We start from the raw sequence: 25,522 nt of genomic DNA, 5'->3' as shown, positions 1-25,522 counted from the left end.
AACAGGCAAGTTTCAGCGCCGGCAACGCCCCTGCCGAATGGGGCTGCAAACGACATGTTTGTAAAAACTTTACCTAACGGCTTTTCTGCTTCTTTACCAGATCGGCCTAGTGTGCATCCCGATACCCGGATGCCGCCGGTTCGCCCCATGGCAAAGAGGACCCGGAAATGAAGCGCTGCATGTTTGTCGACGATTCGAGCGTCATCAGAAAGGTTGCAAAACGGATTCTTGGCGGCTCCGACATGGTGGTGATCGAAGCGGCAACTGGACTTGATGCTGTCGAGATGTGCGCTGCCGAGATGCCTGATGTGATTGTCGTCGACGGCGCCCTGCCGGACATGCAAGCGGTCGACGTCATTCGCCAGGTTCGCGCCATGGAGAGCACGATCAAACCGCAGATTCTGATCTCACTGGTCGAGGTCGATGTTGCCTCGATCATGAAGGCAAAGCGCGCCGGCGCCCAGGGTTATCTGTTGAAGCCGTTCAACCGGCCGCAACTGCTCGAACGTTTTCGTACCTTGAAGGTTGCCGCCTGACTCGGCACGTCCTCGGCCAAGAAGGACAGCAAAAAACCCGGCCTGAGCCGGGTTTTTTGCGTTGATTCAATTGGATGATGTTCGCTCAGGCGCTGACGCGGATGTCTTCCGGCTCGCGCAGCACATAGCCGCGACCCCAGACCGTCTCGATGTAGTTCTGGCCACCGGATGCTGCGTCGAGCTTCTTGCGCAGCTTGCAAATGAAGACGTCGATGATCTTCAGTTCCGGTTCGTCCATGCCGCCATAAAGGTGGTTGAGGAACATTTCCTTGGTCAGCGTGGTGCCCTTGCGCAGCGAGAGCAACTCCAGCATCTGGTATTCCTTGCCGGTCAGATGCACGCGCTGGCCGCCGACTTCGACGGTCTTGGCGTCGAGATTGACCACCAGATCGCCGGTGGTGATGACCGACTGGGCATGGCCCTTGGAACGGCGCACGATGGCATGAATGCGGGCGACCAGCTCGTCCTTGTGGAACGGCTTGGTCATATAGTCGTCGGCGCCGAAGCCCAGGCCGCGCACCTTGTCCTCTATGCCGGCCATGCCGGACAGGATCAGGATCGGCGTCTTCACCTTGGACAGGCGAAGTGTCCGCAAGACTTCGTAGCCGGACATATCGGGAAGGTTGAGGTCGAGAAGAATGATATCGTAATCATAAAGTTTACCGAGATCGACACCTTCTTCGCCGAGGTCGGTCGTGTAAACATTAAAACTTTCAGATTTGAGCATCAGCTCGATGCTCTGAGCGGTTGCACTGTCGTCTTCTATCAGCAGAACGCGCATTTCATTCCCCTTTTCTGCCGCCGGACCATGTCACGACCCATCCGGGACCGGAGCAGTGATTGCCTGAACAGAGGCTGCCATCGAATGGTTAACAAAACCTAATTCCGCACCAAGGACGGTACCAGATTTTTTAACCCCTTTCTACACCCTCTTGAATCTAATGATGAATCACAGAACCAAATCGCTAATGCTACACATTAATAAGTCGGACTAAGTGACTCTAGGGACTCGCTGGCCGGCTTCCGTATCGGGAGCCGGAATTTTTACCCGGCCTTAAGTCCTCGCCCTTATGATTAACAATGCGCGTAAACGAATGGTTACCGCCGGCAAAAAACTTTAGGGATTTGTTTCCCATAGTTCGGGGAATGCCGGTGGATACGGGCGGCGCCAGGCCCTGGCGGGCGGATTGGACGATATGTGCAGGTGTGCGTTTCCGGGAGTACCGAATCATGAAGTCACGTGAAAACCTCGTTCGGCTGAAGCAATTTCAGGTGAATGAGAAGCGGCGGCAGCTGCTGCAGCTCGACATGATGATCGCCGAGTTCGAGCGCATGGCCGTTGAACTGGAGCTTCAGATCACCGCCGAGGAGAAGAAGGCCGGCATCACCGACATCAATCATTTTGCCTATCCGACCTTCGCCAAGGCGGCGCGTCTGCGCCGTGATAACCTCAGAAACTCTCAAAGCGACCTCGCCCAGCAGCGAAGCGCTGCCGAATCATTACTCGGCGAAGCTGAAGCGGAGCTTTCCAAGGCCGAGATGCTGGAATCGCGCGACACCAAGATCCGCGACGCGGAACTCGGCGGTCGCAGCGCCATGATCGGCTGACGGCAGGGTTTTAACCCGACCGGCGCCGCCTGACGCCGCGCTTTGCTTTGCGTGTAGCGCGCCAAAAGGCTCCGGCGCTGCTGATCCGGCCGTAAGGCGGCCGCAGCTTCAGGCCCGTGTCAAATCCCCGTCCTGGTTCGCCGCCGCCCTCGCCCGCGCTTGCTTGATGTCAGGCACATGCTCTTCCGACCAGGAGCGTATCTGGGTGAGCAGCCCCGCCAGGTTCTGGCCAAGTTCGGTCAATTCATATTCGACCCGCGGCGGGATCACCGGAAAGATTTCGCGCCGCACAAGCCCGTCGCGCTCGAGGACGCGCAGCGTCTGCGTCAGCATTTTAGGCGTGATGCCTTCGAGCTTACGCGCCAGTTCGCCGTTGCGCATCCGGCCACGGCGCAGCGCACAAACCGTCAGATAGACCCATTTGCTGGCCAGCATCTCGAGCACGGCGTGCGAAGGACACGTCCGCTGGAAGGCGTCATAGCCGGAGCCGCAATCATTATCACTATCCATTAGGTGCCTATATATGGAAAAGGTACATACTGGACAAGGGAATATTACTATCCAAATGATAGTGGCACGGAAACCCCAGCAGGAGCCTCCCATGCGTGCCGTGTCCAGAATTCAGTCGGCGGACCCGACGTCCTCGTCATCGCCGATCGCCCCGCGCCCTCGCCCAAGTCAGGCGAAGTGCTCGTGCGCGTGCATGCCGCCGGCATCAATCCGGTCGATGGCTCGGTGCGCGCCGGTTACTATCCTTTGCTGGGCGAACCGCCCTTCACTTTGGGCTGGGATATTTCAGGCACGGTCGAGGCGGTGGGCCCAGGCGTCGATGGCGGCCTCAAGGTCGGTGACGCCGTGTTCGGCATGCCGCATTTTCCCAAGCAGGCCGCAGCCTATGCGGAACTCGCTGTCACCCCGGCTGATGAAATCGCACCGAAGCCGCAAGGCATCGATCACTTTCATGCAGGCGCGCTGCCGCTGGCCGGCCTGACCGCCTGGCAAGGCCTTGTCCGCCATGGCGGCCTGAAGCGCGGCCAGCGCGTGCTGATCCATGCCGCGGCCGGCGGCGTCGGGCATCTGGCGGTGCAGATCGCCAAGGCGCACGGCGCTTATGTCATCGCCACCGCCAGCCCGAAGAAACTCGATTTCGTCCGCTCGCTCGGCGCCGATGAAGTGGTCGACTACACCAAGCGAGATTTCACCGCCGAGGTCAGCGACGTCGACCTGGTGCTGGAGCCGATGGGCGGCGACCATGCCGACCAATCGCTGACAGTCCTGAAGGACGGTGGCGCCCTGGTGTCGCTGCTCAATGTCCACGACACCACCCGAGCCAAGGCTGCTGCGCGTGGGATCCGCGTCGAGCGCATGTCCGTCGTGCCCGACCGTGAAGGCCTCGTCGAACTTGGCAAACTGGTCGATGCGGGAAAGCTTGCGGTCCATGTGGCAAAGGCGTTTCCGCTCGAACAGGCGGGCGCCGCGCACGCTTTTCTCGCCACTAGGCCGATCGGCAAGGTGGTGCTGACGGTCTGAAGCAGGCATTACCGACAGGCAAAAGGGCGCGGTTACCGCGCCCTTTTCTGTTGTGGTCCTGGCTCTAGTGCCGGTATTGCTGGATGCGCGTCGTACGCAGCCCGGCAAGGCCGTATTCGTCGATCGACGCTTGCCAGGACAGGAATTCCTCGGTGGTCAGCTTGTAGCGCTGGCATGCCTCGTCGAGGCTCAAAAGCCCGCCGCGCACCGCAGCAACCACTTCCGCCTTGCGCCGGATAACCCAGCGACGTGTATTCGTCGGCGGAAGATCGGCAATCGTAAGAGGGCTGCCGTCAGGCCCAATAACATATTTGACTCGCGGTCTAACAAGATCGGTCATCGTACTCTCTACTAAAAACTCAAAGACCCAATCCCCACCACATTACCGCCACAGCTTTAAAAATTGCCTAAGCGAACCCTAATGAGTAGGTAAGGATCATGAACGCCGCGTTAGTCTTTTTATCGGCATTTGAGGCAACGGCGGGCAGGCGCGCAATTTTCCCGCAAAATCGGCACCGCCGCAAAGCTAGCGCCGCTGGTGTGGTTGACCTATATTCGCGCCACTGCCATTGAAGCGCCGCGCAGAACGAAAGAACCATGAACAGCCTCGACCTTCCCGCCAGCCCGCAAAACACCCGCATCGTCGTCGCCATGTCGGGCGGTGTGGATTCGTCTGTCGTTGCCGGCCTTTTGAAGCGCGAAGGCTATGATGTCGTCGGCGTCACGCTGCAGCTCTACGACCATGGCGCCGCAACGCACCGGGCCGGGTCGTGCTGCGCCGGCCAGGACATTGACGATGCCCGCCGCGTTTCCGAGACACTGGGCATTCCGCATTACGTGCTCGACTATGAGGAGCGCTTCCGTAAGGCGGTCATCGACCCGTTTGCCGAAAGCTACGTCGCCGGCGAAACGCCCATTCCGTGCGTCTCTTGCAATCAGACGGTGAAGTTCGCCGACCTTTTGGCCACCGCCAAGGACCTTGGCGCCGATGCGCTCGCCACCGGCCACTATATCCGCTCCGGGGCCAATGGCGCCCACCGCGCGCTATTCCGGCCCGTCGATGCCGACCGCGACCAGAGCTATTTCCTGTTTGCCACCACGCAGGCGCAGATCGACTATCTGCGCTTTCCGCTGGGTGGGCTGTCCAAGCCTGCGGTGCGGGCCATCGCCGAAGAAATGGGGCTGACCGTTGCCGCCAAGCAGGACAGTCAGGACATCTGCTTCGTGCCCCAGGGCAAATATTCCGACATCATCGCCAAGCTGAAGCCAGCTGCCGCCAACCCAGGCGACATCGTCCATATCGACGGCCGCGTGCTCGGTCGCCATGACGGCATCCTGCGCTATACGATCGGCCAGCGCCGCGGCATCGGCATCGCCTCGGGCGAGCCGCTTTACGTCGTCCATCTCGACGCCGACCGGGCCCGTGTCATCGTCGGCCCGCGCGAGGCGCTGGAGACCCACAAGATCTATCTGCGCAACATGAACTGGCTGGGCGATCGCGCGCTGTCCGACATTCCGGCCGCCGGCATGGAGCTGTTCGCCAAGGTCCGCTCGACGCGGCCGCCGCGCCCGGCCGTGCTGCATCACCGCGCCGGCAGCACCTTTGTCGAACTGGTCGACGGCGAGTCCGGCATCGCGCCCGGACAGGCCTGCGTGCTCTATTCCGACGACGGCAACGAAGCCCGCGTCTTCGGCGGCGGCTTCATCGAGCGCTCCGAGCGCGGCGCCGAGGCCGAAGCCATGCTCAGCCGGCTCGCAGCCAGGCCGGCGCAGATTCCCGCAGAGTAAACACTACCCTCTCGGAGACAGTTTTAGTTTCGATCTGCCTTAAAAGCAGAGTTTCGAAACGGTCTCAGGACTTTGTGTGCGTGACTGTACCCGCCGTCAGGATGCGCAGCACCCTGATGGCTTCCTCGCCGCTGGTGCGCGGCTCGGCCCGCGTCTCGATACACTGGATAAAGTGCTTGAGCTCGCGCGTCAGCGGCATCCCCTGGCCGACCGCGACATAGGACGGCTCGTTGGTGGTGAAGGCCCACTGGCCGCTGTCCTGCCACACCGCGTGGCGGTAGACGGCCAGCTTGCGCTCCCAGGGCTCGACATCGTCGAACACCGCCATTGCCTTGGTGCCGACCACGGTCAGCCGCCGCTCGCGATAGGGATTGAGCCGCGAGGTGAAGAGATGGCTGCGCAGCCCGTTGGGAAAACGCATGTGCAGATGCGCGAAATCGCTGAGATTGTCGAGGAGTGCCGCCCCCTCGCCCCTGACCTCGATCGGCTCGGTGCCGGTGATGGCCAGGATCATCGACAGATCGTGCGGCGCCAGATCCCACAGTGCGTCGTTCTCGGTGTGGAATTTGCCGAGGCCGAGCCGGTGCGAGTGGATGTAGCGGACCTCGCCGAGCTCGCCATTGTCGATCAGCGCCTTCAGCGTCTCGAAGGCGGGATGGAAGCGCAAGACATGGCCGACCATGAACACGCGGCCATTGTCCTTGGCCGCCTGCACGGCGCGCTCGGCGTCGGGCACGGTCAACGCAATCGGCTTTTCCACCAGCACGTCCTTGCCGGCCTCAGCGGCGCGCACGGCAAGATCGGCATGGAATTGCGGCGGCAGCGCCATGACGATGGCGTCGATATCGTCACGCACGAACAGCTGGTCGGGCTCGATCGCCAGGCAGTCCTGCTCGCTGGCAAAGCCTTCGGCCCGCGCCCGATTGGCATCGGAAACCGCATGCAGCGCGCCGAGCGCCTTGAGGGTGCGGATGTGGTTGCTGCCCCAGTATCCGCAACCGAGGACTGCAATGCGCGGCTTCATCAGCTTCAAACTCTAATTTCTTGGCCGAGACATAGCGGCGTGCCCCGTCGAACTCAACCCCGGTGGCTTACCGGAGATGCCAGCCCGGCAAAGCTTTTACCGGCGACAATATGCCGGCGCCCCTCGCGCATCGATGCTTGACAGGCTCGCCCTCCCAACCTTATATCCGCGCGACCTTGGCGAACGCTTCGAAATGCCTTTTGATTTAAGGCGGATTTCGGGCCTTTCGCCGCCCTGGCGGGGTAGCTCAGTTGGTTAGAGCACGGGAATCATAATCCTGGGGTCGGGGGTTCAAGTCCCTCTCCCGCTACCAGCCTACCTAAGGTGTTGAATCACAGTAAAACGCGGACCTATGGTAGGCGCCCTGTCCGAAAAAATCTTCAATGATTTTCAGGACCTAGCCTGCTGCCATTGTGACGCCAACGAACGTGTTGCGACGCTTCGCAGACAACAAACTGCGCCTCGAGAGACTTGATTGCGAGAATTGGCTGAAATCTCGACCTGCGGACCCATTCGGTCTCGATTCCGAGGCGCAATCGACGCGGATTTTCGAATGGCGCGCCCGTGTCGCTCGGCGGCTTGTGCCCGAGTTATCCAGCTAAATTAAGCAGTCTCATCGGGCGGGCGCTCTGGATTCGCCGACGCCAATCCGCGTGAGCGTACGCGGATCGTCTGACAGATACGATCAGCGAGAGAAGCGAGCGCGCCCTGCACAGTGCGTGCCCCAAGAACGGATTGGAGGGTAACGGCCTGTGTTGCAAACCTATGTTTGAAGGCCTCTCCGCCACAGAGGAAATCGACCAATCCCAAGCCGTGATCAAACGACCACTGTATATACTCCGTAATCAGGACCGCACCCGGCGACGCTCGGCTAAAATCAGGGTCGTAGGTGGTAACGAATGCCATCATGACGTTGTGTTGGACGATGTTGATGGAAACCGCGACCATCGCACCATTGCATTCAAGTACGAAAATGCGCAGCACACCGGCGCGTGACAGCGCGTCGACCAGAGCGGCAAGAACCGGCTCGCCCTCTTCGAAAAGGTCGGATTCACGCGTGTGCTTTTCCAGCCATCTGCGCTTCAGCGCCGATAGTCGCTCCAGCAATGGCTGCAGCGGCTCGTCGGCCGACAGGAGGCGGAATTTCACTTCGCCTGTTTCTTCCAGTATCTTGATGCCGCGCCGATAGTTCTGGCGCATCTTTTTCGGCTGGTCCGCCAGCCACGCTGCTCCGCTGGCCCACTGTCCAGCGACGCGATAACTGACTTCCTCCCGGTGATTGGCGCGAAGCTTGACGCCGCTGGAAGAGGCCGGTGTAAAAATCCTGCGGGCTGCCGCATCCGGAGACAGACGATTGATAAAAGCAAGATCGAAGCCACCTGCCGAACAGATCCGGTTCCAGAGGTTCTGGAGGGCCGATAGGGAGCATTCCGGCGCGACAAGAATATCACCATAGTCCGTATAGCTATTGGCGGCCCATTCGAGGAGCCGAAGTCCTTTTCGTCTGCCGATCGCCAGGGGAATGACAGCGACCAGCCTGTCATCGCTCCATGCCAGGCCGATCCGCAGCGAGCGCCGGTCGCGGTCACGCACGGTGCTCCACCATGCCGAAACCCAGGCATGGCTCTGAAAGATCAGTGCATGGGTACGATGCCATAGGTCTACCCATTCGGCTTCGATGGCGGCCAGGCGATCCGTCGAACTGACGATTTCCAGTCGCTCCGCACCAACAGCGTCAATCGAAGCCATTTTGTTCATGGTTGGAGACGGTCCTGCGGCTGCGCGACATCGATGCGCTTTTGAAAAAGTCGCATGATATGGTTTGCCATTTTCTTGAGCGGCAGCACGTAAAGTCCGAAAAGCGACTGATAGTCGCGTACGTCGCGATCTATCAGTCCAAACTTGAGGTCTTCGTCCGGATCCGGGATGAACTGCGTTCCGAATATGCGATCCCAGAATGAAAAAAGCAGCCCGAAATTCTTGTCGTAGTGGCGAGGGTCGACGCTGTGATGCACCTGGTGCCAGTGCGGACACAAGATGACGCCGTTCAATCGGCCGAAGGAAATCTTCAGATGCGTGTGGCGAACAAAGTCCATCATGAGAATGTTGCGAATGACATAGACGTTGATGCCAAATATGGCGATCTCGGCCGGATTAAGCGCAATCAGGCTCCACAAGCCGAAACTGATCCCCGGTATGACGCCGTCCCAGATCCGGTTCATCAAATCGTCCAGGGGGTGAACCCGGTCCTTGGTGATCCCAACCATCACTTCGGCCGAATGATGCACCTTGTGCAATTCCCACAGGAACGGAAAACGGTGCTGGGCAACGTGATAGAGGTAGTAGGAGATATCGTAAGCAACGAGCATGGTTACGGTGAAGAGGATGATCGTCACTGGACCGGCGGGGCCGGGTATCAGCGGTTGCGAGATGCTGAAGAGCCAGCCGACTGCCTGGTTTGTTGCATATCCCGTGGCGGCAACGAAGGTGACACCGGCGGGAATGAGCAGGAAGGGCATCACCAGCCTTTTCGTGATCCAGAACAATGCGTCCGCTCGCGCGGATGGGTGCATGATGACTTCCGCGGGAAAGGCGAAGTCGAAAAAGTCCCGGAAGGATTTCTGTTCGACCGTTCGCCAGTAGGCGACCACCGCGCTCCCCAGCGCCGTGAGCAACAGGAGACCGAGTGTCAGCAGATTGATGTGTGAGAGTTTTTCCACGATCACTCTGGCGAATTCCGAAAACATCGATGCAGTGGCTCCTAGGTGGTGAAATGGCGATCCGGCTCGTCGCGAAGCACATATTGCCAGGCCCATCATATGCTGCCCGCAACTGTGTATCGGGATGCGACTGGCAGAACAATCATGGCCAAATTAGCAGATCAACGGTGTCAAAACCGCTAAATATCTGAACGTAATTAATGTCGAACGCTGCGCCTGCAACCTGCCCGTTATCGGGTCTGCGGCGGACTTGGCGCGAGCCGGATGACTACTCCCTTTTCGCCTACTTGGCCACGCCATGCGAGGCGTTCGGCTGGCTGCCTTGCACCAAAACGCGGCGAAACCCAGCCGCCCTGGCCCGGTGTGTCGCCGCCGGAACGGATGTGGATCGCTGCGTCTGGAAAGTGGATAGTCATCAAAGGTTCAGCGCCGCGCAATACCGTGACAATGTTTCCATCCCTGTTGGCGTGGAGGTCGGCGGCGAGTTGGAAGACGATCTCAGCGACGCGGCTGCCGCCGAGCAGTTGGTCGGTCACGAGGATGCCGTCGCCATCGCGTGTCACGGCGCGTTGATGCACAACGCCGAAGCGGCCTTTGTACCCGTCATGTCGGGCACACAGCCTCCAGTGCGGCCCCGGCTCGCTCTCCACCAATGTCGCAACCGCCTTGTGCGACCAGTTGAACGCCCCGGAGATGATGCTTTGGCTTTTACCCTCTAGGTTCAGAGTGTTGTGCGCCGGCGTCGAGCGGAACCAGTCGCGCCAGCCTCCCCCCGAACCATAGAGCCATGTGCCGGGGTCGACCAGCACCGGATCGCCGTCAATGCACAGGGTGAGCGACAGCGCGTCGGCATGACCGTGCGCCGCTATCGAAAGGTAGCCCAGCGGGCCGTGGTCGTATGTCAGATGGACGTTGCGACCATTCATCTCGCCGCGCCAGACGGAGAGCCCGCCTTGCGTGAACGTATGCAATCCATCCGGCACCGGCGCCGGCCGCGGTGGCGCGCCGAAGAAAAGCGCGCGAAAATCGCCGGGCTCCGGTGCCCTGCCCGGCATCCGTAGAAAACCATGGATGGCGGCCGCGACCGATCCGACATAATCGGTTTCGCCCCCCAGCGTGATCACGCGGCCTTCATCATTGTCGCCGAAGCCGCTGGCTTTCGGCGGGAGCCAGCGTGCGAAATTGGCGAAAGCGGCCAAACGCGCTTCGACGGGCTGGGGAAAAGGCAGTCCGGCCTGGCGCGCCGCCGCAGCGCACAGCAGGAAAAGCTCGGCACTGAAGGCGGCGTAGGTCGGGGTCTGCTCGGCCCCGGCGCCATCGGCCAGGATCTGTTTGAGCACCTCAGCCAGGAGCGACTCGCGAGCCACCTCGGCCCCGAAAGCCAGACCGATCAGATATTCGCCAGCCAGTTCCGCGACGAGATGGTTGTTGGCGGACGAAAAACGGGAGGGAAACCGCGGCAGCCAATAGGCGCTTGCCGCCAGTATTTCACCGACTTTTTCTCGCGTCGCCGCGCCAAGCCGGTCGCCGACGAGGTCGAGCGTGACAATCAGGCTGATGGCTCGTAGCGCGACCTCGATGCCCGAGGCCCAGCCAACGCCCCGAAATGGTGGGTTGGCGAAATGCCAGCTCTCGATCGCCGCCTCGATGGCCGCACGGGATTGATCATCGCCGGTGAGAAGCAGATGGGCAGCCAGTGGCGGCAGTTGCTGCAGCCGGTTGATTTCCCAAACATATTTTACATCGCCACGGCCGGTGGCATGGCGAAAATCGATATCGAAAGTATGGGTCTTGGGGCCCGGCCAAAGCCGGCCGGTCACCGGATCAAGGCGCCAGAGCTCGGGTGGAAAGAGAGTATAGGGGTCTCGCTGTGGCCAGGTCTGCCCAAGTGCTGAAAACTGGCCTCGAAAAGTGTTTTGCGCAGCCGCCTCGATAGCTTGCCGCTGGGCTGGTGTCGCAGCGGCCGGCACAGCATTCCGCAATCCGTGCAGCACCGGGTGCAACTGCGGCGACGCATAGCGCTGCCAGCCGTTGTCGCGGCGGCGCGAAACGGTCCTCCGGCGCTGCTCGTCCAACCGATGCAATATCTCGGCCAACTCCATGCTGCGCAATCGGTTGAAATACCACCCGACCCTCATCCGCGCTCCGCCAAGATTTTGATCCTCATACACCATCCCGTCGAAAAAGCGTGTGGCGGCATCCTCTTTTCCGTTCCCGCGGTTAATATCTTCGGCCATGACGCGGAGTTTTGCGATGAGAAAAGTTGTCTACGTCATAGCGTGCGCGCTTGGCATGGCTATGTCAGCCGAGGCGGCGCCGATCCCGCTTGAGCGCGGCGTCGGCGTCCATGAATGGCTCAACTGGTCGCCGGTGGAGAAAGATGGTTCCTACAAATGGCCGCCCTATCGCAGCGAGAAGGAATGGCTTGCGGGCGGCAGGCCGCTCACCGATTGGCCGGACGGCGACCAGTTTGATCGCATTCGATCTATGGGCTTCGACTTTGTCCGGCTGAGTGTCGACCCTGGCCCTCTGCTTGCCAGCGGGGGCGCCAAACGACAACAGGCGCTGGACATGCTTGCCGCTGCGGTGCAGCGGGTCGTTTCAAGCGGGCTCAAGGTGGTTTTCGATCTGCATGGCGTCAGCCAGGTTCCGGCTTACAGCATGGAAATGATCTATGGCGGGGCCGACAGCGAGGGTGTTGCCCGCTATCGCAAAATGGTAGTGGCGGTGGCTGCCATGCTGATCAAAATTGGCGCCGACAAGGTCGCCCTCGAGCCCTATAACGAGCCCGCCTACTACCCTTGCGATTCAAGCGGCAGCGATGACTGGCAGCGGATCATGGCAGGCACGGTTCGCGATATTCGCGCCGTCAGCAGCGAACTCACCATCGTCGCGACCGGCGCCTGCGGCGGGAGCATCGCCGGACTGGTCAACCTGGACCCCAACTTCGACGACCCCAACGTCTATTACAGCTTCCACATGTATGATCCGCACAGCTTCACGCACCAGCGGGCCGATGACAAGAACGCTTTCTCCTCCGGCCTTCCCTGGCCTGCCGACGCCAGCACGCCCGAAGTGGTCGCCGAAACCCTCAAGGCGCAGATGGACGCCGCCGGCTTGAGCCAGATCGAAGAGGTGATGAACATGGCCTCGGCGCGTGAAACGATCGCCCGATACTTTGAGCAGAATTGGGGGCAGAGCCAGCTCGAAGCGGGTTTCCGTCAGGCGGTCGACTGGGCTGAAGCCCATGGCATAGCGAGCCGACGCCTGTTCGTGGGCGAATTCGGCGTTATCCTGATGTCTGCGGATGGCCGCATGGGAGCTTTCGATGCTGATCGCCTGCGCTATCTCATCGCAGTGCGCAGAGAGGCGGAACGCTTCGCGATGCCGTGGTCGGCCTGGGAATTCTCCAATCCTTACGGAATGAGTGTTATCCAACCCAAGGGGCCTGCGATCCCGGACCGGGAGATGTTGCGGGCACTGGGCCTGCCATAACTCGTCATCGGGTCAGGATCGGTTCGAGCGGTCTGCCTGGTTGCTGGCGATCAATCGCGTGGAAACCCAAGGACTGTCGTCTCCAGTTGCAGCCGAGAGGGCCTGATCGAACCAAATCAGGCTCAGTTTTAAAATCACTCCACCGAGCAGCTATTTAATATATTCGCTGTAGATTGGTGTCCTCGATCATACGCAAACAAGGGAAAGAGGGCCAAGGGAAAGAATGTGCGGAATTGCCGGCTGGATTGGGCGCAGGGTCGAGAAGCCACAAGATCGGGCCGTCGGGATGTCGAATGCCTTGCAGCATCGTGGTCCCGATGCCGAAGGCATCGAACTCCTGGACCTGAATACAGGCGAGGACCAGTTGGCATTGGTGCATCGCCGCCTGGCGATTATTGACTTAAACGCCGATTCAAATCAGCCGATGCAGACCGAGGACGGACGGCTCCGGATTATTTTCAACGGCGAAATATACAACTACATCGAGCTGCGTGAGGAGTTGATCGGTCTCGGTCACCGTTTTCGCACACGCTCCGACACGGAAGTGCTGCTCAGGGCTTATGACCAGTGGCGCCTGGCCATGTTCGACCGATTGAGCGGGATGTTCGCTTTTGCGCTGTGGGACGCTCAACGGCGCGAATTGATCCTCGCTCGCGACCCCTTTGGAAAAAAACCCCTTTACCTCATGCAAGGCAGAAATTTGCTGTCGTTTGCCTCGGAGATCAGCGCGTTGTTGTCTGCGCAGCCAGATGGCCAGCAGCTCGATCTGGATGGAGTGCGCGAGTATCTGACCTGGCGGTACGTGCCTGGACCGCGGACGCTTTTCAAACAGATCCGCAAGCTCAACCCGGGAAGCTACGCTGTGTGGTCGCAAGGGGAAGTAACGGAAACGCGCTATTATGCGCCCCCGGATCAGACCGATCTGACAGCGGATATCGATCCAGGAAGCGCCAAGCGACGATTTCTGGAATTGCTCGACCGTTCTGTCGAGATCAGGATGCGCAGTGATGCGCCGTTTGGCGCCTTTCTGTCCGGGGGGCTCGACTCGTCGGCAATCGTTGCCCTGATGACCAGGCACAGCGACAACCCCATTCGTACGTTTTCGGTCGGTTTCAGCGAACAGGCTTACAGCGAGCTTCCATTCGCCCGGCGCGTCGCCGATCATTTCAAGACCGATCATTGCGAAATCGTCATCCAGGCGGATGACCTGATGAATCATCTGCCTAAGATGGTCCGCCATCGGGGGGCACCTGTTTCACAAAGTACGGACATTCCAATTTACCTGATGTCGGTTCGAGCCTCGCGGGACGTCAAGATGGTGCTTACGGGCGAAGGGGCGGACGAGATTCTCGGCGGCTACCCCAAACATCGCGCAGAGTCTCTGGCGGGTGTCTACCGGTCACTTGTTCCAGCGTCGCTTCACAACAATCTCCTCGCCCCTTTGATGCGCGCATTGCCCGGCGCATCGGCCAAGTTCGACATATTTGCCCGAAGCGCGGGTGAACGGGACTTTGCCACCCGGATGATCTCCTGGTTTGGAGCCATGACGGCGCGGGAACGCGATTCGCTCCTCGGTGGATTGGCCACTTGCGGCCATGACCGCAATGATTTCCCGTTCTCTTCGAGTGTGACGGAATCTCATCTGCGCCGTGTGTTGTTTTTTGATCAGACATCGTGGTTGCCCGACAACCTCTTGGAACGGGGCGACCGAGTGATGATGGCCGGTTCAATCGAGGGGCGAATGCCATTCCTCGATCGCGATCTGGTTTCCTTCGTCAGCCAACTGCCCGATCGTTACAGGCTGGGCCTCCTGCACAGCAAACAGATCCTGCGCGACTGCATGGCCGGCATGGTTCCCGACGAGGTCCTCAACCGCCCAAAGATCGGCTTCAAGGTGCCCGTCGCCGAATGGTTCCGCGGGCCGATGAGCGATTATGTACGGGACCATCTGTGTTCGTCCCATTCGGTCATCCGTAGCTATTTGAGCGCCAAGAAGCTGGACCAGATTGTCAGGGAGCACGCCGAGCGCGCCGCGGACCACGAAAAACTGATATGGGCGCTTTTGAACCTGGAGATATTCCACCGCGAATTCGCGCTTGGCCCGCCGCAGTGACGACAATGAAGGACAGCGTCAGCGCTTGACCGATCGCGCCTCGGACGCGACCGATCTCCAGACATCGCAGATCGCGTCGACAAACGGTGCAAGCTCAAGCCTTTCCCGGTGCACCGCCATGGCGGCGGCGCCAAGCCGCGCGCGCAGCGCCGTATCCTCGACCAGCCGAGTTAACGCCTCGGTCAACGCCGCCACATCGCCGGGCGGCACCAACAGACCGGATTGTTCATGGGTGATGATGTCCTCGACCGCGCCCACCGGGGTGGCCACGACAGCCAGGCCGGCCGCCATGCCTTCGATCACCGACATTGGCAGATTTTCGGCGAACGAGGGGAGCACCAGAATATCGGCCGAAGCGATCAGTGATGCGACCTCGTCAGGTCCCACCCAGCCCGGAAAAGCAACACGGTCGGCAATCCCTAGAGCGACCGACCTCGCTCGTGCCGGCTCGACCTCACCATCGCCGGCGATCGTGGCACGCCAACCCCTGAGATGTTTCATCCGCTCCAGCGCCTCGCCCAACTGCGGCACGCCCTTTCGCTCGCCGATGCGGCCGAGGAACAGGATGTGCACGTGATCGCCTCCGCCGACATGCGCCAGGGAAGGAACTGCCGTGGCGTTGGGAACGATGACAATATTGCCGCCACTCGCCGGTGCCCGGCTGGCGACGAAATCGCGCCAAAGCCCCCCCAGGACAATCACCCGGCCGGCATGCTCGAACAGAGCCCTGATACGGCGGCTCATGAAACTATGATCATCTTTCCAGAATGTCTGATACTGCGCCCCATGCAGATGAAGGACATACGGTATCGACAACAGCCTGGCGCAGGCGGCGATAATCATCTTGCGATAGGTGCTGCCGGAGACCGATATATTGATGTGAATGACGTCGGCGCGTCTGTCGAGGCGGGCCGCAACCATCCGCGCGCAAAAACCAAGCATGTAGAAGATCGAAAGCCCGACATGTCCCGGGCCACGGCTGGAAAGAAAGCGCAGATCGATGTCGGCGATCTCTTGCCGTTCGAACTCCTGCTTCAGCGCCCCCATGATCCGGTCGATGCCGCCTTGTCCCGAAACGCCCGAGGGCGTTGCGACCAGGACATGTATTTTTCTATTGTGGGCGAGACGCTGCAACATGACACCGTTTGGATTGCGGATGCCGGGTGACCGTAAAGCAAAGGTTCCAAAAAAGGTTTACGACAAATCTTTTGGTTCAAACTGTATCCGTTCACCCTTTGCCGTCATCATGCTGGAATTCCTGTCGGTCAACGGTTAATCGACGGCAAATTTTCCGGGACAACCCTTTGCTGCTCCGTTCCACGCTCATCTATGGCCCAGCTATTCTGCTGACGCGGGTTTCCGCTCTGCTCCTGCTGGTCGTCATGACGCGGTTGATCGACCAGACCGAGTATGGCCTGCTGACCCTGGTGGTCACCGTGGGCGAAATGACGGATGTTGCCGTTACCAACTGGCTGCGCATTGCCTTGCTGCGGCTTGGTGGAAAAGGCGACGTCAGCCGTGGCAGCCTGATGCTTGCCGGACAGGTATTGCTTGCCACCACGGTGCTGGCCCTGATCATATCCGTGATCGCCTCGGCGGTGATCGTGCCGGAGCGCTGGATCGAATTTGCAATCGCCGTCTGCAGCTATCTGATTGCCGGCTCCATCAGCCGGTTCGCGTTGACGGTGCTGCAAATGCAGCAGCGTCATTCCCTCTATTCGATGCTTGAATATCTGCGCGGCCTGCTGCAACTCGCCTTGCCGATCGCCGCCATCCTTATCTTCCAACGCTCTTTTCTGACGGTATCGCTCGGCTCGAGCCTCGCCGTGCTGATTGCCGGCATCGTGGCGTGCGTGGTGGCATCCGGGCGCGTTATTGGCGGCCCGCCGCGCTTCACCCACAAGGAGTTTTTTGCCCTCGGCGTGCCCCTGGTCATCATGGCGCTGGTCGGTTTCGGTCTCAACAGCGCTGAACGCGTCTTCCTCAAGCTCTACTACGATGCCGGCGCGGTGGCCGTCTTCGCAGCCGCCTACGCATTGGCTCGGCAGCCGATCGATATGGTCGCCAACGCAATCAACATGGGCGCATTTCCAGAAGTGGTCAGCCGCTTCGACGAAGAGGGATCCGAGGCGTCCGGGCGGTTGTTGTCGCAACTCATGGCCTTGATGATACGCCTTTGCCTGCCGGTCGCAGCAATGCTTATCGCGCTCAGCGGCGACATCACGCGACTCCTGCTGCCCGCGGAATATCATGGTCGCTTCGACCTGCTGTTCCCGATCATCGCCTTCAGCGTTCTTTGTGCCAATCTCACAAGCTTCGTTTATGGCGTCGTGGTGCACGCACATAAGCGGCCGTGGTTGCTGATCATCGCCAATTCCTTCGGCTCGGTGGCAACGATTTCACTGTCTTTTCTGTTGATTCCCACCATGGCGGAGGTTGGCGCGGCGTTGGCGTTGGCGGGCGGATCGCTGGCAGGTCTTGCAGCCTGCATCGTCATCGCCGAGAGGCTCACGCCGGTGCCGGTGCCCTGGCGCGACATCGCTGTCTCAATCATAATTTCTATCTGCACCGGATTGGCCGCCAGCCTCGCCAGCACTGCGCTGGGCTATATGCCGGCGATCTTTCCGCTCGCGGCGGGCGGCGTCGCCGGCGCTGCGGCTTTCCTGGGACTGACCTGGTTGTTTCACCCCGCGGCCGTGACGCAGTTCATCGGCAAGCTAAGGGCACGGGTCCGGATCGCATAAATCCCGCGCTATGAGGCATGCTTGTCTGAAAGTCGCGAGCTTACGGATTGACGTTTCGGCGTCCCCGGCGAGACCAGAACTCACGCCACAGCAGCAGTGCATAGGCGGTGTTGGTATCGTAGTAGCGGCGCCACAAGCGTCGCGGCTCCTGCGCCACGCGGAACAGCCACTCCAGGCCGGCCGCCTGAACCAGTTTCGGTGCCCGGGCGACCTTTCCACCATAGACGTCGAAGCTGCCGCCCACGCCCATGACGAAACTCGGAGCGAGTACGTCGCGATAGCGCTTGAGAAAGCGCTCCTTGCTCGGCGTCGGCATCGCCACAAACAGGCAGTCGGCACCTGAAGCGTTGATGGCCTCGACGATCGCGGCCTCTTCCTCCGCCTTGAAATACCCATTGCGCCGGCCGGCAATGGCCAGGCTCGGATGATCTCTGGCAAGTCGGCTTTCAACTGCGTCGAGAATGTGCTGTTCAGCGCCCAAAAGGTAGGGGCGATAGCCACGCTTGGCGCACAGCGCAAGCAGGTTGATCATGACGTCGACGCCGGTCACACGCTCCGGCAACTCGACGCCGCAGAGCCGCGCGCCCCAAAGCACGCCTTTGCCGTCGACATTGACCATATCCGCCCCGACGACATCCTCGCGCAGTTCGGCATTCTTGCGCATGTTCACAAGCTTGGCGACGTTCACGACAACATGGTGAAGCGGTCGCCGCGTCGCCATCGCCTCGTCTGCGATGGCCAGCGTCTCGGCCATGGTCAGCGCATGGATGGTCGCACCGAGAAACTCGCGGCGGCGTGATGCCAATAGAGAGTGTTGCGCCCATGCCGGGTCATGCGAGTTCATGCCGCTTCTCCGGTGCGAGCGAGAGACTGCGAGCGTTCCATTTCGGATTTCTTGCCTTCGATGCGGGCGTCGGGCTTGCGCGCCTTGCGCCAGGTCCACAGGCCCCGTGTGTCGACGAGCTTCTTGTCCTTGAGCGCTTCGGGATCGATCAGATTGAATTGTCTATGGTCGACCAGCAGGACGACGATATCGGATTGGTCAATAGCGGAAAGTGCATCGGTGAACATGACGCCGCTGCCCTCGAGCTCGTGTGGCAACTGACGCGCATTGGGCTCGGCAGCGACGATCTTGATATTGGGAATCTTGGACAGAAGCTTAACAACCTCGACAGCCGGGCTCTCGCGCATATCGTCGATATTGGGTTTGAAGCTGAGGCCAAGACAGGCGATCGTCTGCTTGCGGGTCGGGTCGAGCAATGCCTCGATGTCCCTGACCACCGACAAGGGTCGCTCGGAATTGATGCGCCGTGCCGAACTGATCAGCCGCGTATTGTTCGGTGCGGCGTCGATGATAAAATACGGATCGATCGCAATGCAGTGGCCGCCCACGCCCGGGCTCGGCTGCAGGATGTTCACGCGAGGATGCCGGTTGGCGAGATCGATTACCTCCCAGACGTTGAGCGATAGATCCTGGCACACCGCCGCAAGCTCATTGGCGAAGGCGATATTGACATCGCGGAACGCATTTTCGGTCAGCTTAACCAGTTCCGCGCTTTCGGCCTGGGTTATGAACAGGTCGCCGGCGACGAAGCTTGAATAGAGTGCCGCTGTCCGCTCCGAAGACTTTCGGGACAGTCCGCCGATCGAGCGATCATTGTTGATCAGCTCGGTCAGCACCTTTCCCGGCAGCACGCGCTCGGGAGAGTAGGCGACCAGGACGTCAGCTTCCTCGCCATGCGCAACGGGAAATTTGAGATCGGGTCGCAGTTCCGCGAGCAGCGCTGTCATGACGCGCGTCGTGCCGACCGGCGATGTTGATTCCAGCACCACCAGGTCGTCCCGTTTTAGCACCGGAGCGATGCTTCGCGCTGCCGCAAGCACGTAGCTGACATCCGGCTTGCGGTCCGGGGTGATCGGAGTTGGAACGGCAATAATATAGGCATCGGCCGGCTGAGGCGTGCTGAATGCCTTGAGCTTGCCATTGGCGACGACTTTCTGGATCAAACCATCCAGGTCCGGTTCGATGATGTGGATTTCGCCGCGGTTGACCTTCGCGACCACCGCCTCATTGATATCGACACCGATGACTTCGAGTCCGCGGCTGGCAAAAATGGCGCAGGTCGGCAGGCCGATATAGCCCATGCCGATAACGGAAACGGTTTTGATTTCAGCCATGATTCAGCAATTCCTCAACGATCCGGGTCGCAGCTTGGCCATCGCCGTATGGGTTGTGCCTCTCCGCCATGCCGCGATAGACGCTCTCATCATCGAGCAGGCTATTGGCATTGGCCAGAATTTTTTCGATATCGGTACCGACCAGCCGGGCAGTACCAGCGGCGATCCCTTCGGGTCGCTCCGTGTTTTCCCGCATCACCAGCACCGGCTTGCCGAGTGAAGGCGCCTCTTCCTGCACGCCGCCGCTGTCGGTCAACACCAGGTAGCTCTGTTTCTGCAGGTACAGGAACGGCAAATAGTCCTGCGGGTCGATCAGGTGGATGTTCGGCACCGTCCCGATTTCGGCGTCGACCACGGAGCGCACATTCGGGTTGGGATGGACCGGGTAGATGATCTGCACATCCCTGCGCGCCGACAATGCCTTCAGCGCGGTGCAGATCCTCTGGATGCCGCCATCGAAATTCTCACGGCGATGACCGGTGACGAGGATCATTTTCTTGGTCGGATCGATGAAGGGGAAACGAGCGGCGAGCTTGGCGTTCATCAGCTTGTCGGCATCGATCTCGCTGGAGAAATGCAGCAGCGTGTCGATCACGGTATTGCCGGTTACGAAGATGGTGTTCGCAGCCTTTCCTTCGGCGATGAGATTGTCGCGCGCCTCGGTGGTCGGCGCAAAATGCCAGGTGGCGATGTTGCCGGCAATCTTGCGGTTCAGTTCCTCCGGAAAGGGAGAGTTGATGTTGTGGCTGCGCAATCCCGCCTCGATATGGGCAACCGGAATCCGCTTGTAGAAGGCAGCTAGAGCCGCGGTCATCGCGGTGGTTGTGTCGCCCTGGACGATGACGATGTCCGGCTTCGCCTTCTCCAGCACCCCCGCCATTCCGAGGAGCACGCGCGAGGTCACGTCGAACAACGTCTGACCTGGCTGCATGATGTTGAGATCGTAGTGCACCGGCAGGCCCGTCAATTCAATGACCTGATCGACCATCTCGCGATGCTGGCCCGTCACACATATTTCCGTGGTAAAGCCTGGATGGGCGAGCGCGGCGCGCGCCACCGGAAAACATTTGAGCGCCTCCGGCCTCGTGCCGAACACGATCAGCAGTTTTCGCCTTGAGGGCAATCTCGGATGTGAAACGGCGTTCATGGTTGACCCTGGTCACCGAAAGCGTGGGCGCCCGGCTGACATTGCTTTCAGCCTAACAATAGCGCCCTGAACCGCCTTCGTATTCAAAAAAATTAACGTATGATTAACGCTAGAGTCCGCAGCCCCCCTTGGGCAACCCTTGCCAGGAACTGTGGGGAAAGATACCAGAGCAAGCCATTTTTTGCTTTAACGAGAATAACTTGGGTTGACTAATATTTTAATCATCGGCCACACCGTCGGATCCCGGCGCTGGGAAAATGAGCTTTTTATGCGGTTGGATGCGGCAGGTTACGTGGTCTCGAGTTGCCACGCGCCGGCGGCGGCGCCAACCGCTCGGGGGCTGGACACTGTCTTGGCGATCGAGAGCCGGCGTTTCGGTCCCTCGCTGGCGGGCCGGTCCGAGCCGTTGCCGCCCATCGATCGCGGCCCTCCGGACCTCGTCATAGATCTCACTGCCAGCGCAACGGGGCAAGACGCGCCAGTCCTGAGGCTCGAATTTTGCGGTCGCAACAGCTTTCCAGCCGGCGTTGCCGCAATGTTGGCGAGCGGACAATTGCCTGAACTTGGCGCTCGCCTCGATGGCGTTGTCGTGGCCCAGGCTAGACCGATGCTGGCAGACAGGCTCTGGCTATCTCGAAGCTGCAACGACCTGCTCGCCGGCGCCATGTCGCTGATCATGCAAACCGTCGCCCGCTTCTTTGCGGGCAAGCTTGTGCCGGTAAGCGACAACCCGGTGCCGATCCTGAAGAACGACAGTTTTGTTCGACACTATGTGCCCTTTTTTGGCAGGGCTTTGATCGATCGCGCCGTGCAAAAAATCAGGCGGGGACGACGCCCCTTCTATTGGCAGGTTGCCTATCGGGTGATCGACGGACCAGGCATCGCCGAAACCGGGCAACTCGACGGCAAACCGTTCACAGTCCTGCCGGACGATGGCCAACGCTTCTATGCCGACCCGTTCGTCTTCGAGGCCGACCGCCGCCATCATCTGTTTGTCGAGGAATTCCCCTACGCGACGAGTCGCGGCGTGATTTCCGTCGCCGAGCTCGGTGACGATGGCACTTTCGGTGTTCCAAGGGTTGTATTGGAGGAAGCGCACCACCTGTCGTATCCGCAGGTGTTCGCACACGATGGCGAGATTTTCATGATCCCCGAAAGTGGTTCGGCTCGCGAACTTGTGCTCTATCGCGCCGCGCAGTTTCCCGACCGCTGGGTCCGCGACACGGTGCTGATGGCGGACAGGGATTTCAACGACGCGACGCTGCTCGAATCCGACGGTCGCTTCTGGCTGGTTGGAACGGAGCGGTTCGGCTACGGCAGCGCGTCGGACACGATGGCGGTCTATTGCGCACCCTCGCTGCGCGGGCCATGGGTCGCCCATCCGCTCAATCCCATTGCCATCGATCATTCGGCCACCCGGCCGGGCGGCGCCTTTATCCGCCACGACGATGCCCTGGTGCTGCCGGTGCAGAACGGATCGAGGGCCTATGGCGGTGGTCTGGGGCTGATGCGGCTTGAGCGACTCGACGCGTCCGATGTCCGTTTTGCCTCGCCCCGGCCGATCGGCGCGGGTCCGGCATGGGCACGCACGGGCATTCATACGCTTAACCGCGCCGGCAATGTCGAGGTCGTGGACAGCGCGGGCTGACTGAAGCGCTGAAAGCCGTGAGCGTCCCGTTTGCGTGGCCTGCTTATTTGTTCTCCGTGGCAATATGAGGAAGCGGTGTGTTTCTCGTCTTCCTTCTGCCGTTCAGGGTCTGAAGAATCGGCTTCTCGATCATCTCGTAAATCACCAGACTGACGAGGCAGGCTGCCACGATGCTGACCACCGACACCAACAATACCGTTGTCGGATGCTCGAATCCGACGGTGCGTCTGGCCAGGTACGCCACAGCGCCGATCACGAAGATATGCGACAGATAAAGCGCGTAGGAAGCGTCGCCCAACTGCTCAAGAAGGCTCCAGTGCTTGAGTTTCGGCTCCAGAATGAGGCTGAGATGAAGCAGGCCCGCCGCCCACATTGCTTGTCCCGCGAAGCTGATCTGACCCAAGAGCGGCGTACCGTCATCGACGAATGAAAGCACCACGCCTGCAGCGGTCATTACGCCGAATATCCAGGCATGGCGTATGTCGGAAGTGAAATCACCGTCCAAATAGCGCCGCCCTATCCACATGCCGATTACGAATGCCACCGGAGAAGGGTTGAGATAGAACTGGATAACAGGGTTGGTGGGAGCCAGCCACAGCCCGGCTATCCACATCGCAATGAAAAAGACCGTCAGCACAAATACGCGCGAGGTCACGGACAGGAATGCGAACACTGCAAAAGCGATATAGAAAAATACCTCGTAATTGAGCGTCCAGCCGAGTGAGAGGATTGGACTGGCGCTATCCCGTCCAGGCGCTTCGTGAACAATGAAGAGGAGCGACTGAAGATAGTGGGGCCATGTAAAGACGGTCTTCTGGAAGAGACTTGGCGCGAGCGCCGCCAGAACCGCGGCGAGGCTGGTGAAAAGCCAGTAAAGGGGGATGATCCGGATTGCTCGGCGTTTCAGGAAGGTGGCAGCGGAAAACGGACCATCTCCCGTAATATGGACCATTATGAAACCGCTGATGACAAAGAACAGAACGACGCCCAGGCGGCCCGCCGTCACAATAATCAGATTGTCCACGCCAATCTGATAGGAAAAGGCGTGTGCGAACAGAACCAGCAAGGCGGCGCAGGCGCGAAGATACTGAATCGAATAGAATTTCTTCACCTTGATCTCCTGCGCTTTGCCGGCGCCTGATGGCATTGTGCCGTCCACGGGCAGCGCGTCGGGCGCCGTGCAAAGCATCGCCATCAATACGACCGGCCAATTAAGTGCGGGTTACCGAGTTCACGAAATAGCGTAAATCCGGCTGCCGATGCATGTCGCGCAAGTGCATTGCGTGCATTCGTTCCCACGCGGCGCACTTTGGTGAGATTTCAATGAGCGGTGTCCGGCTTTTCGGCAAAGCTGACATGTGGCGACCCATGCCCGGCATCGCCACTGTTAAGATCGGGTTATCCATATTCCTTTACGTTCGTGCAGGAAAATGTACCCGGGGGCGCGTTCGTCCCCTGCCATCTCAATCGCAAGCCGCAACGCTGGTCGGATAATCGTGAGTGTCACCCCCACAGAGCAACAGTTCGTGACCGCGCAGGCCAGCCGCCAAGACGCCCTCACACTCCTGTTCTTTCTCCTCGCGGCCTTCGCTTTCCTGCTCCGCTCGACCATCTCTCCGCAGTTGATGAATATGGTGATGTCCTATTCGACGGAGGGGGGGTCCTTTCCCGAAAAGCTGCATGTCGGGACCTATGCGATCTTTCTGCTGCTTGTCGTCATCGCCACGACCCGGCCAATTCGGCTCGAAGGCGATGAAGTCAGGCTGTTCAAGGCGACATTGTTATATTCGCTGCTGCTGTTGTGGCTGGTGCCTTATCTCTTCGTGATAGGCCGTGCCGGCTCGGCCGGTTTCATAATCGATTCCTATCTGGTCTCTTGTGCCGCGGCGATGATCATGCTTGCCTTGGGTGACCATGTGCGCAGGGCGCTTGGCAATGTCATCGTCGGCATGATTGTCCTCAGCGCCATCATCGGAACGATCGAGGCCGTCACCCAGCATCGATTCCTGCCCTATCCCCTCGTTGAGCTGGACTTTCGGCCGATCGGACTGTCGGCCCATCCGCTGGCGCTGGGCGCGCTTTGCACCACCGCCATAGGTTTCGTTGCATTGACGCGGTGGCGTATCTGGGTGTGTGCGCTTTGCATTTTCATTCTCTTCATCGGCACGGCCGCTTCGGGCGCGCGCACCGCCCTGCTGCTCGCTTGCGGCGAGATCCTGTTCCTGCTCGTGTTCCTGCCTTGGCCGGACTTGTCACCCAGACATCAGCGCCAGGCCAAACTCCTGGTGCTGATGCTGACGCTGGCCGGTGGCGCCATACTGATTGCGATACTCTTTTCGGCGGGGCTGCTGAACCGCTTCAGCAATACGCTCTTCGATCAAAATTACGACGCGCGCGTCAAGATCTACGATGTATTCAAGTTCGTTGAATGGAGGGACATCCTGCTTGGCATGAATCCCAACGAGTTGTTGAAGATCGTCAACGAAAAGCTCAACCTCCCCTTCATCGAAAGCACGCCGGTCGTTCTTACGCTTTTGTTTGGCCTGCCGATCGCCTTGCTCTTCGCGTTTGCTTTCTTCCGGTTCCTTTTCAAGCTCCTGCGCAATACGCCTCGGGCCGCCCATATCGCAGCGGCCGCGTCCATTCTCGCGGCATTGTCAAACAATGCCCTTTCTTCGAAGGCGCCGGATATCATGCTGCTCGTCATCTTGTTGCTCGCTTATCGAAAGCCGGATGGGCGCCAAACCGGCACGCCCCTTCAAGGCCAACCAGCATCAACAGCGACATGACGCCAAGCCCGCTCCTTGCGGGTGCCCTCGCGACGACCTCTTGTATTTCCATTTGAAACGCCTGCACGCTTTGCCAGGCTACGACGGGCGTGGCAGAATACCGACCAAGGGCGGATAGATCGCTGTTCCGGAACGCGCCTGACACGCCTGGAAAATGAAATGTTAACGATGTTTCCGTAAAGCAGGCTGTGCGTATTGAATA

21 protein-coding genes and 1 tRNA gene are annotated in these 25,522 nt (G+C 59.9%); 10 read left to right on the top strand and 12 right to left on the bottom strand.

Annotated elements, in window-relative coordinates; translation table 11 throughout:
• Window positions 1–167 precede the first annotated feature (167 nt).
• The gene (locus tag NKI88_RS05025; RefSeq protein ID WP_023669946.1) at window positions 168–536 is read left to right on the top strand and encodes a response regulator transcription factor; all 369 of its coding nucleotides are present in this window, start codon (window positions 168–170) and stop codon (window positions 534–536) included.
• A gap of 85 nt (window positions 537–621) precedes the next feature.
• Here the strand turns inward: NKI88_RS05025 and ctrA are convergent, their stop codons facing one another.
• Window positions 622–1,317 (bottom strand): response regulator transcription factor CtrA, encoded by a 696-nt coding sequence (ctrA, locus tag NKI88_RS05020; RefSeq protein ID WP_006203583.1) that lies wholly within the window; start codon window positions 1,315–1,317, stop codon window positions 622–624.
• A gap of 449 nt (window positions 1,318–1,766) precedes the next feature.
• On the opposite strand from ctrA, the gene NKI88_RS05015 reads away from it, so the two are divergent.
• Entirely contained in the window at window positions 1,767–2,144 is a 378-nt protein-coding gene (locus tag NKI88_RS05015) for a flagellar export protein FliJ (RefSeq protein WP_023669945.1), read from the top strand.
• A 108-nt stretch (window positions 2,145–2,252) separates the two neighbouring features.
• Here NKI88_RS05015 and NKI88_RS05010 read toward each other — a convergent pair whose 3' ends face one another.
• Window positions 2,253–2,654, bottom strand: a complete 402-nt coding sequence (locus tag NKI88_RS05010) for a winged helix-turn-helix transcriptional regulator (protein WP_023669944.1) — start codon at window positions 2,652–2,654, stop codon at window positions 2,253–2,255.
• 183 nt (window positions 2,655–2,837) lie between these two features.
• On the opposite strand from NKI88_RS05010, the gene NKI88_RS05005 reads away from it, so the two are divergent.
• On the top strand, window positions 2,838–3,674 hold the full coding sequence (locus tag NKI88_RS05005; RefSeq protein WP_502909426.1) for an NADP-dependent oxidoreductase: 837 nt from the start codon (window positions 2,838–2,840) through the stop codon (window positions 3,672–3,674).
• A gap of 64 nt (window positions 3,675–3,738) precedes the next feature.
• Here NKI88_RS05005 and sciP read toward each other — a convergent pair whose 3' ends face one another.
• Complete coding sequence (gene sciP, locus NKI88_RS05000) at window positions 3,739–4,014, bottom strand: CtrA inhibitor SciP (protein WP_013529904.1); 276 nt, start codon at window positions 4,012–4,014, stop codon at window positions 3,739–3,741.
• 257 nt (window positions 4,015–4,271) lie between these two features.
• On the opposite strand from sciP, the gene mnmA reads away from it, so the two are divergent.
• Entirely contained in the window at window positions 4,272–5,462 is a 1,191-nt protein-coding gene (mnmA, locus tag NKI88_RS04995; protein WP_023683624.1) for a tRNA 2-thiouridine(34) synthase MnmA, read from the top strand.
• 64 nt (window positions 5,463–5,526) lie between these two features.
• Here the strand turns inward: mnmA and NKI88_RS04990 are convergent, their stop codons facing one another.
• Window positions 5,527–6,486, bottom strand: coding sequence for a Gfo/Idh/MocA family protein (locus tag NKI88_RS04990; RefSeq protein WP_352654009.1), 960 nt, complete (start codon window positions 6,484–6,486; stop codon window positions 5,527–5,529).
• A gap of 236 nt (window positions 6,487–6,722) precedes the next feature.
• Between NKI88_RS04990 and NKI88_RS04985 the strand changes: the two genes are divergently transcribed.
• Window positions 6,723–6,799: transfer RNA gene (locus tag NKI88_RS04985), tRNA-Met, on the top strand.
• Window positions 6,800–7,089: 290 nt separating this feature from the next.
• Here the strand turns inward: NKI88_RS04985 and NKI88_RS04980 are convergent.
• From NKI88_RS04980 to NKI88_RS04970, 3 genes are all read right to left on the bottom strand, one after another.
• Window positions 7,090–8,244 carry a GNAT family N-acetyltransferase gene (locus tag NKI88_RS04980; protein WP_352654007.1) on the bottom strand — a complete coding sequence of 385 codons (1,155 nt, stop codon included), beginning with the start codon at window positions 8,242–8,244 and terminating at the stop codon, window positions 7,090–7,092.
• Window positions 8,241–9,233 (bottom strand): sterol desaturase family protein, encoded by a 993-nt coding sequence (locus NKI88_RS04975; protein WP_352654005.1) that lies wholly within the window; start codon window positions 9,231–9,233, stop codon window positions 8,241–8,243. The genes NKI88_RS04980 and NKI88_RS04975 overlap by 4 nt, the downstream gene beginning before the upstream one ends.
• Before the next feature lie 203 nt (window positions 9,234–9,436).
• Window positions 9,437–11,443, bottom strand: coding sequence for a heparinase II/III family protein (locus NKI88_RS04970; protein ID WP_352654003.1), 2,007 nt, complete (start codon window positions 11,441–11,443; stop codon window positions 9,437–9,439).
• Between the two features lie 16 nt (window positions 11,444–11,459).
• Here NKI88_RS04970 and NKI88_RS04965 point away from each other — a divergent pair, with 16 nt between their 5' ends.
• Both NKI88_RS04965 and asnB read left to right on the top strand, forming a co-directional pair.
• Entirely contained in the window at window positions 11,460–12,701 is a 1,242-nt protein-coding gene (locus NKI88_RS04965) for a glycoside hydrolase family 5 protein (protein WP_352654001.1), read from the top strand.
• Window positions 12,702–12,924: 223 nt separating this feature from the next.
• Complete coding sequence (gene asnB / locus NKI88_RS04960) at window positions 12,925–14,814, top strand: asparagine synthase (glutamine-hydrolyzing) (protein WP_352653999.1); 1,890 nt, start codon at window positions 12,925–12,927, stop codon at window positions 14,812–14,814.
• An 18-nt stretch (window positions 14,815–14,832) separates the two neighbouring features.
• On the opposite strand, the gene NKI88_RS04955 is transcribed toward asnB, so the two are convergent.
• Window positions 14,833–15,951, bottom strand: coding sequence for a glycosyltransferase family 4 protein (locus NKI88_RS04955; protein ID WP_023737707.1), 1,119 nt, complete (start codon window positions 15,949–15,951; stop codon window positions 14,833–14,835).
• A gap of 167 nt (window positions 15,952–16,118) precedes the next feature.
• Here NKI88_RS04955 and NKI88_RS04950 point away from each other — a divergent pair, with 167 nt between their 5' ends.
• Entirely contained in the window at window positions 16,119–17,558 is a 1,440-nt protein-coding gene (locus NKI88_RS04950) for a lipopolysaccharide biosynthesis protein (RefSeq protein WP_352653997.1), read from the top strand.
• A 40-nt stretch (window positions 17,559–17,598) separates the two neighbouring features.
• Here NKI88_RS04950 and NKI88_RS04945 read toward each other — a convergent pair whose 3' ends face one another.
• From NKI88_RS04945 to wecB, 3 genes are read right to left on the bottom strand one after another with little or no spacing between them, the layout of a single operon-like run.
• The gene (locus NKI88_RS04945; RefSeq protein ID WP_023725122.1) at window positions 17,599–18,402 is read right to left on the bottom strand and encodes a WecB/TagA/CpsF family glycosyltransferase; all 804 of its coding nucleotides are present in this window, start codon (window positions 18,400–18,402) and stop codon (window positions 17,599–17,601) included.
• Window positions 18,399–19,736 (bottom strand): UDP-N-acetyl-D-mannosamine dehydrogenase, encoded by a 1,338-nt coding sequence (gene wecC, locus NKI88_RS04940; protein ID WP_023820697.1) that lies wholly within the window; start codon window positions 19,734–19,736, stop codon window positions 18,399–18,401. Before wecC ends, NKI88_RS04945 begins: the two co-directional genes overlap by 4 nt.
• Window positions 19,729–20,883 (bottom strand): non-hydrolyzing UDP-N-acetylglucosamine 2-epimerase, encoded by a 1,155-nt coding sequence (gene wecB / locus NKI88_RS04935; protein WP_023671798.1) that lies wholly within the window; start codon window positions 20,881–20,883, stop codon window positions 19,729–19,731. The genes wecC and wecB overlap by 8 nt, the downstream gene beginning before the upstream one ends.
• Window positions 20,884–21,490: 607 nt before the next feature.
• Here wecB and NKI88_RS04930 point away from each other — a divergent pair.
• Window positions 21,491–22,531, top strand: a complete 1,041-nt coding sequence (locus NKI88_RS04930; RefSeq protein ID WP_352653994.1) for a glucosamine inositolphosphorylceramide transferase family protein — start codon at window positions 21,491–21,493, stop codon at window positions 22,529–22,531.
• 43 nt (window positions 22,532–22,574) lie between these two features.
• Here the strand turns inward: NKI88_RS04930 and NKI88_RS04925 are convergent, their stop codons facing one another.
• A complete protein-coding gene (locus tag NKI88_RS04925; protein WP_352653992.1) occupies window positions 22,575–23,726 on the bottom strand; it encodes an acyltransferase family protein in 1,152 nt (383 codons plus the stop codon).
• Window positions 23,727–24,057: 331 nt separating this feature from the next.
• Between NKI88_RS04925 and NKI88_RS04920 the strand changes: the two genes are divergently transcribed.
• On the top strand, window positions 24,058–25,320 hold the full coding sequence (locus tag NKI88_RS04920; protein WP_352653990.1) for a VpsF family polysaccharide biosynthesis protein: 1,263 nt from the start codon (window positions 24,058–24,060) through the stop codon (window positions 25,318–25,320).
• Window positions 25,321–25,522 lie beyond the last annotated feature (202 nt).

Source organism: Mesorhizobium sp. M0317, from assembly GCF_040321555.1.
In the GTDB taxonomy this organism is placed as follows: domain Bacteria; phylum Pseudomonadota; class Alphaproteobacteria; order Rhizobiales; family Rhizobiaceae; genus Mesorhizobium.
This window is presented reverse-complemented; position numbering and strand designations above follow the sequence as displayed.

Coding starts and splice junctions, on each gene's coding strand:
- wecB (WP_023671798.1), bottom strand. CDS start 20,883: ATGAACGCCGTTTCACATCCGAGATTGCCCTCAAGGCGAAAACTGCTG.
- asnB (WP_352653999.1), top strand. CDS start 12,925: ATGTGCGGAATTGCCGGCTGGATTGGGCGCAGGGTCGAGAAGCCACAA.
- sciP (WP_013529904.1), bottom strand. CDS start 4,014: ATGACCGATCTTGTTAGACCGCGAGTCAAATATGTTATTGGGCCTGAC.
- NKI88_RS04945 (WP_023725122.1), bottom strand. CDS start 18,402: ATGAACTCGCATGACCCGGCATGGGCGCAACACTCTCTATTGGCATCA.
- NKI88_RS04980 (WP_352654007.1), bottom strand. CDS start 8,244: ATGAACAAAATGGCTTCGATTGACGCTGTTGGTGCGGAGCGACTGGAA.
- NKI88_RS04970 (WP_352654003.1), bottom strand. CDS start 11,443: ATGGCCGAAGATATTAACCGCGGGAACGGAAAAGAGGATGCCGCCACA.
- NKI88_RS04975 (WP_352654005.1), bottom strand. CDS start 9,233: ATGTTTTCGGAATTCGCCAGAGTGATCGTGGAAAAACTCTCACACATC.
- NKI88_RS05025 (WP_023669946.1), top strand. CDS start 168: ATGAAGCGCTGCATGTTTGTCGACGATTCGAGCGTCATCAGAAAGGTT.
- wecC (WP_023820697.1), bottom strand. CDS start 19,736: ATGGCTGAAATCAAAACCGTTTCCGTTATCGGCATGGGCTATATCGGC.
- ctrA (WP_006203583.1), bottom strand. CDS start 1,317: ATGCGCGTTCTGCTGATAGAAGACGACAGTGCAACCGCTCAGAGCATC.
- NKI88_RS05015 (WP_023669945.1), top strand. CDS start 1,767: ATGAAGTCACGTGAAAACCTCGTTCGGCTGAAGCAATTTCAGGTGAAT.
- NKI88_RS04965 (WP_352654001.1), top strand. CDS start 11,460: ATGAGAAAAGTTGTCTACGTCATAGCGTGCGCGCTTGGCATGGCTATG.
- NKI88_RS04930 (WP_352653994.1), top strand. CDS start 21,491: ATGCTGGCAGACAGGCTCTGGCTATCTCGAAGCTGCAACGACCTGCTC.
- NKI88_RS04990 (WP_352654009.1), bottom strand. CDS start 6,486: ATGAAGCCGCGCATTGCAGTCCTCGGTTGCGGATACTGGGGCAGCAAC.
- NKI88_RS04925 (WP_352653992.1), bottom strand. CDS start 23,726: ATGGCGATGCTTTGCACGGCGCCCGACGCGCTGCCCGTGGACGGCACA.
- NKI88_RS04955 (WP_023737707.1), bottom strand. CDS start 15,951: ATGTTGCAGCGTCTCGCCCACAATAGAAAAATACATGTCCTGGTCGCA.
- mnmA (WP_023683624.1), top strand. CDS start 4,272: ATGAACAGCCTCGACCTTCCCGCCAGCCCGCAAAACACCCGCATCGTC.
- NKI88_RS05010 (WP_023669944.1), bottom strand. CDS start 2,654: ATGGATAGTGATAATGATTGCGGCTCCGGCTATGACGCCTTCCAGCGG.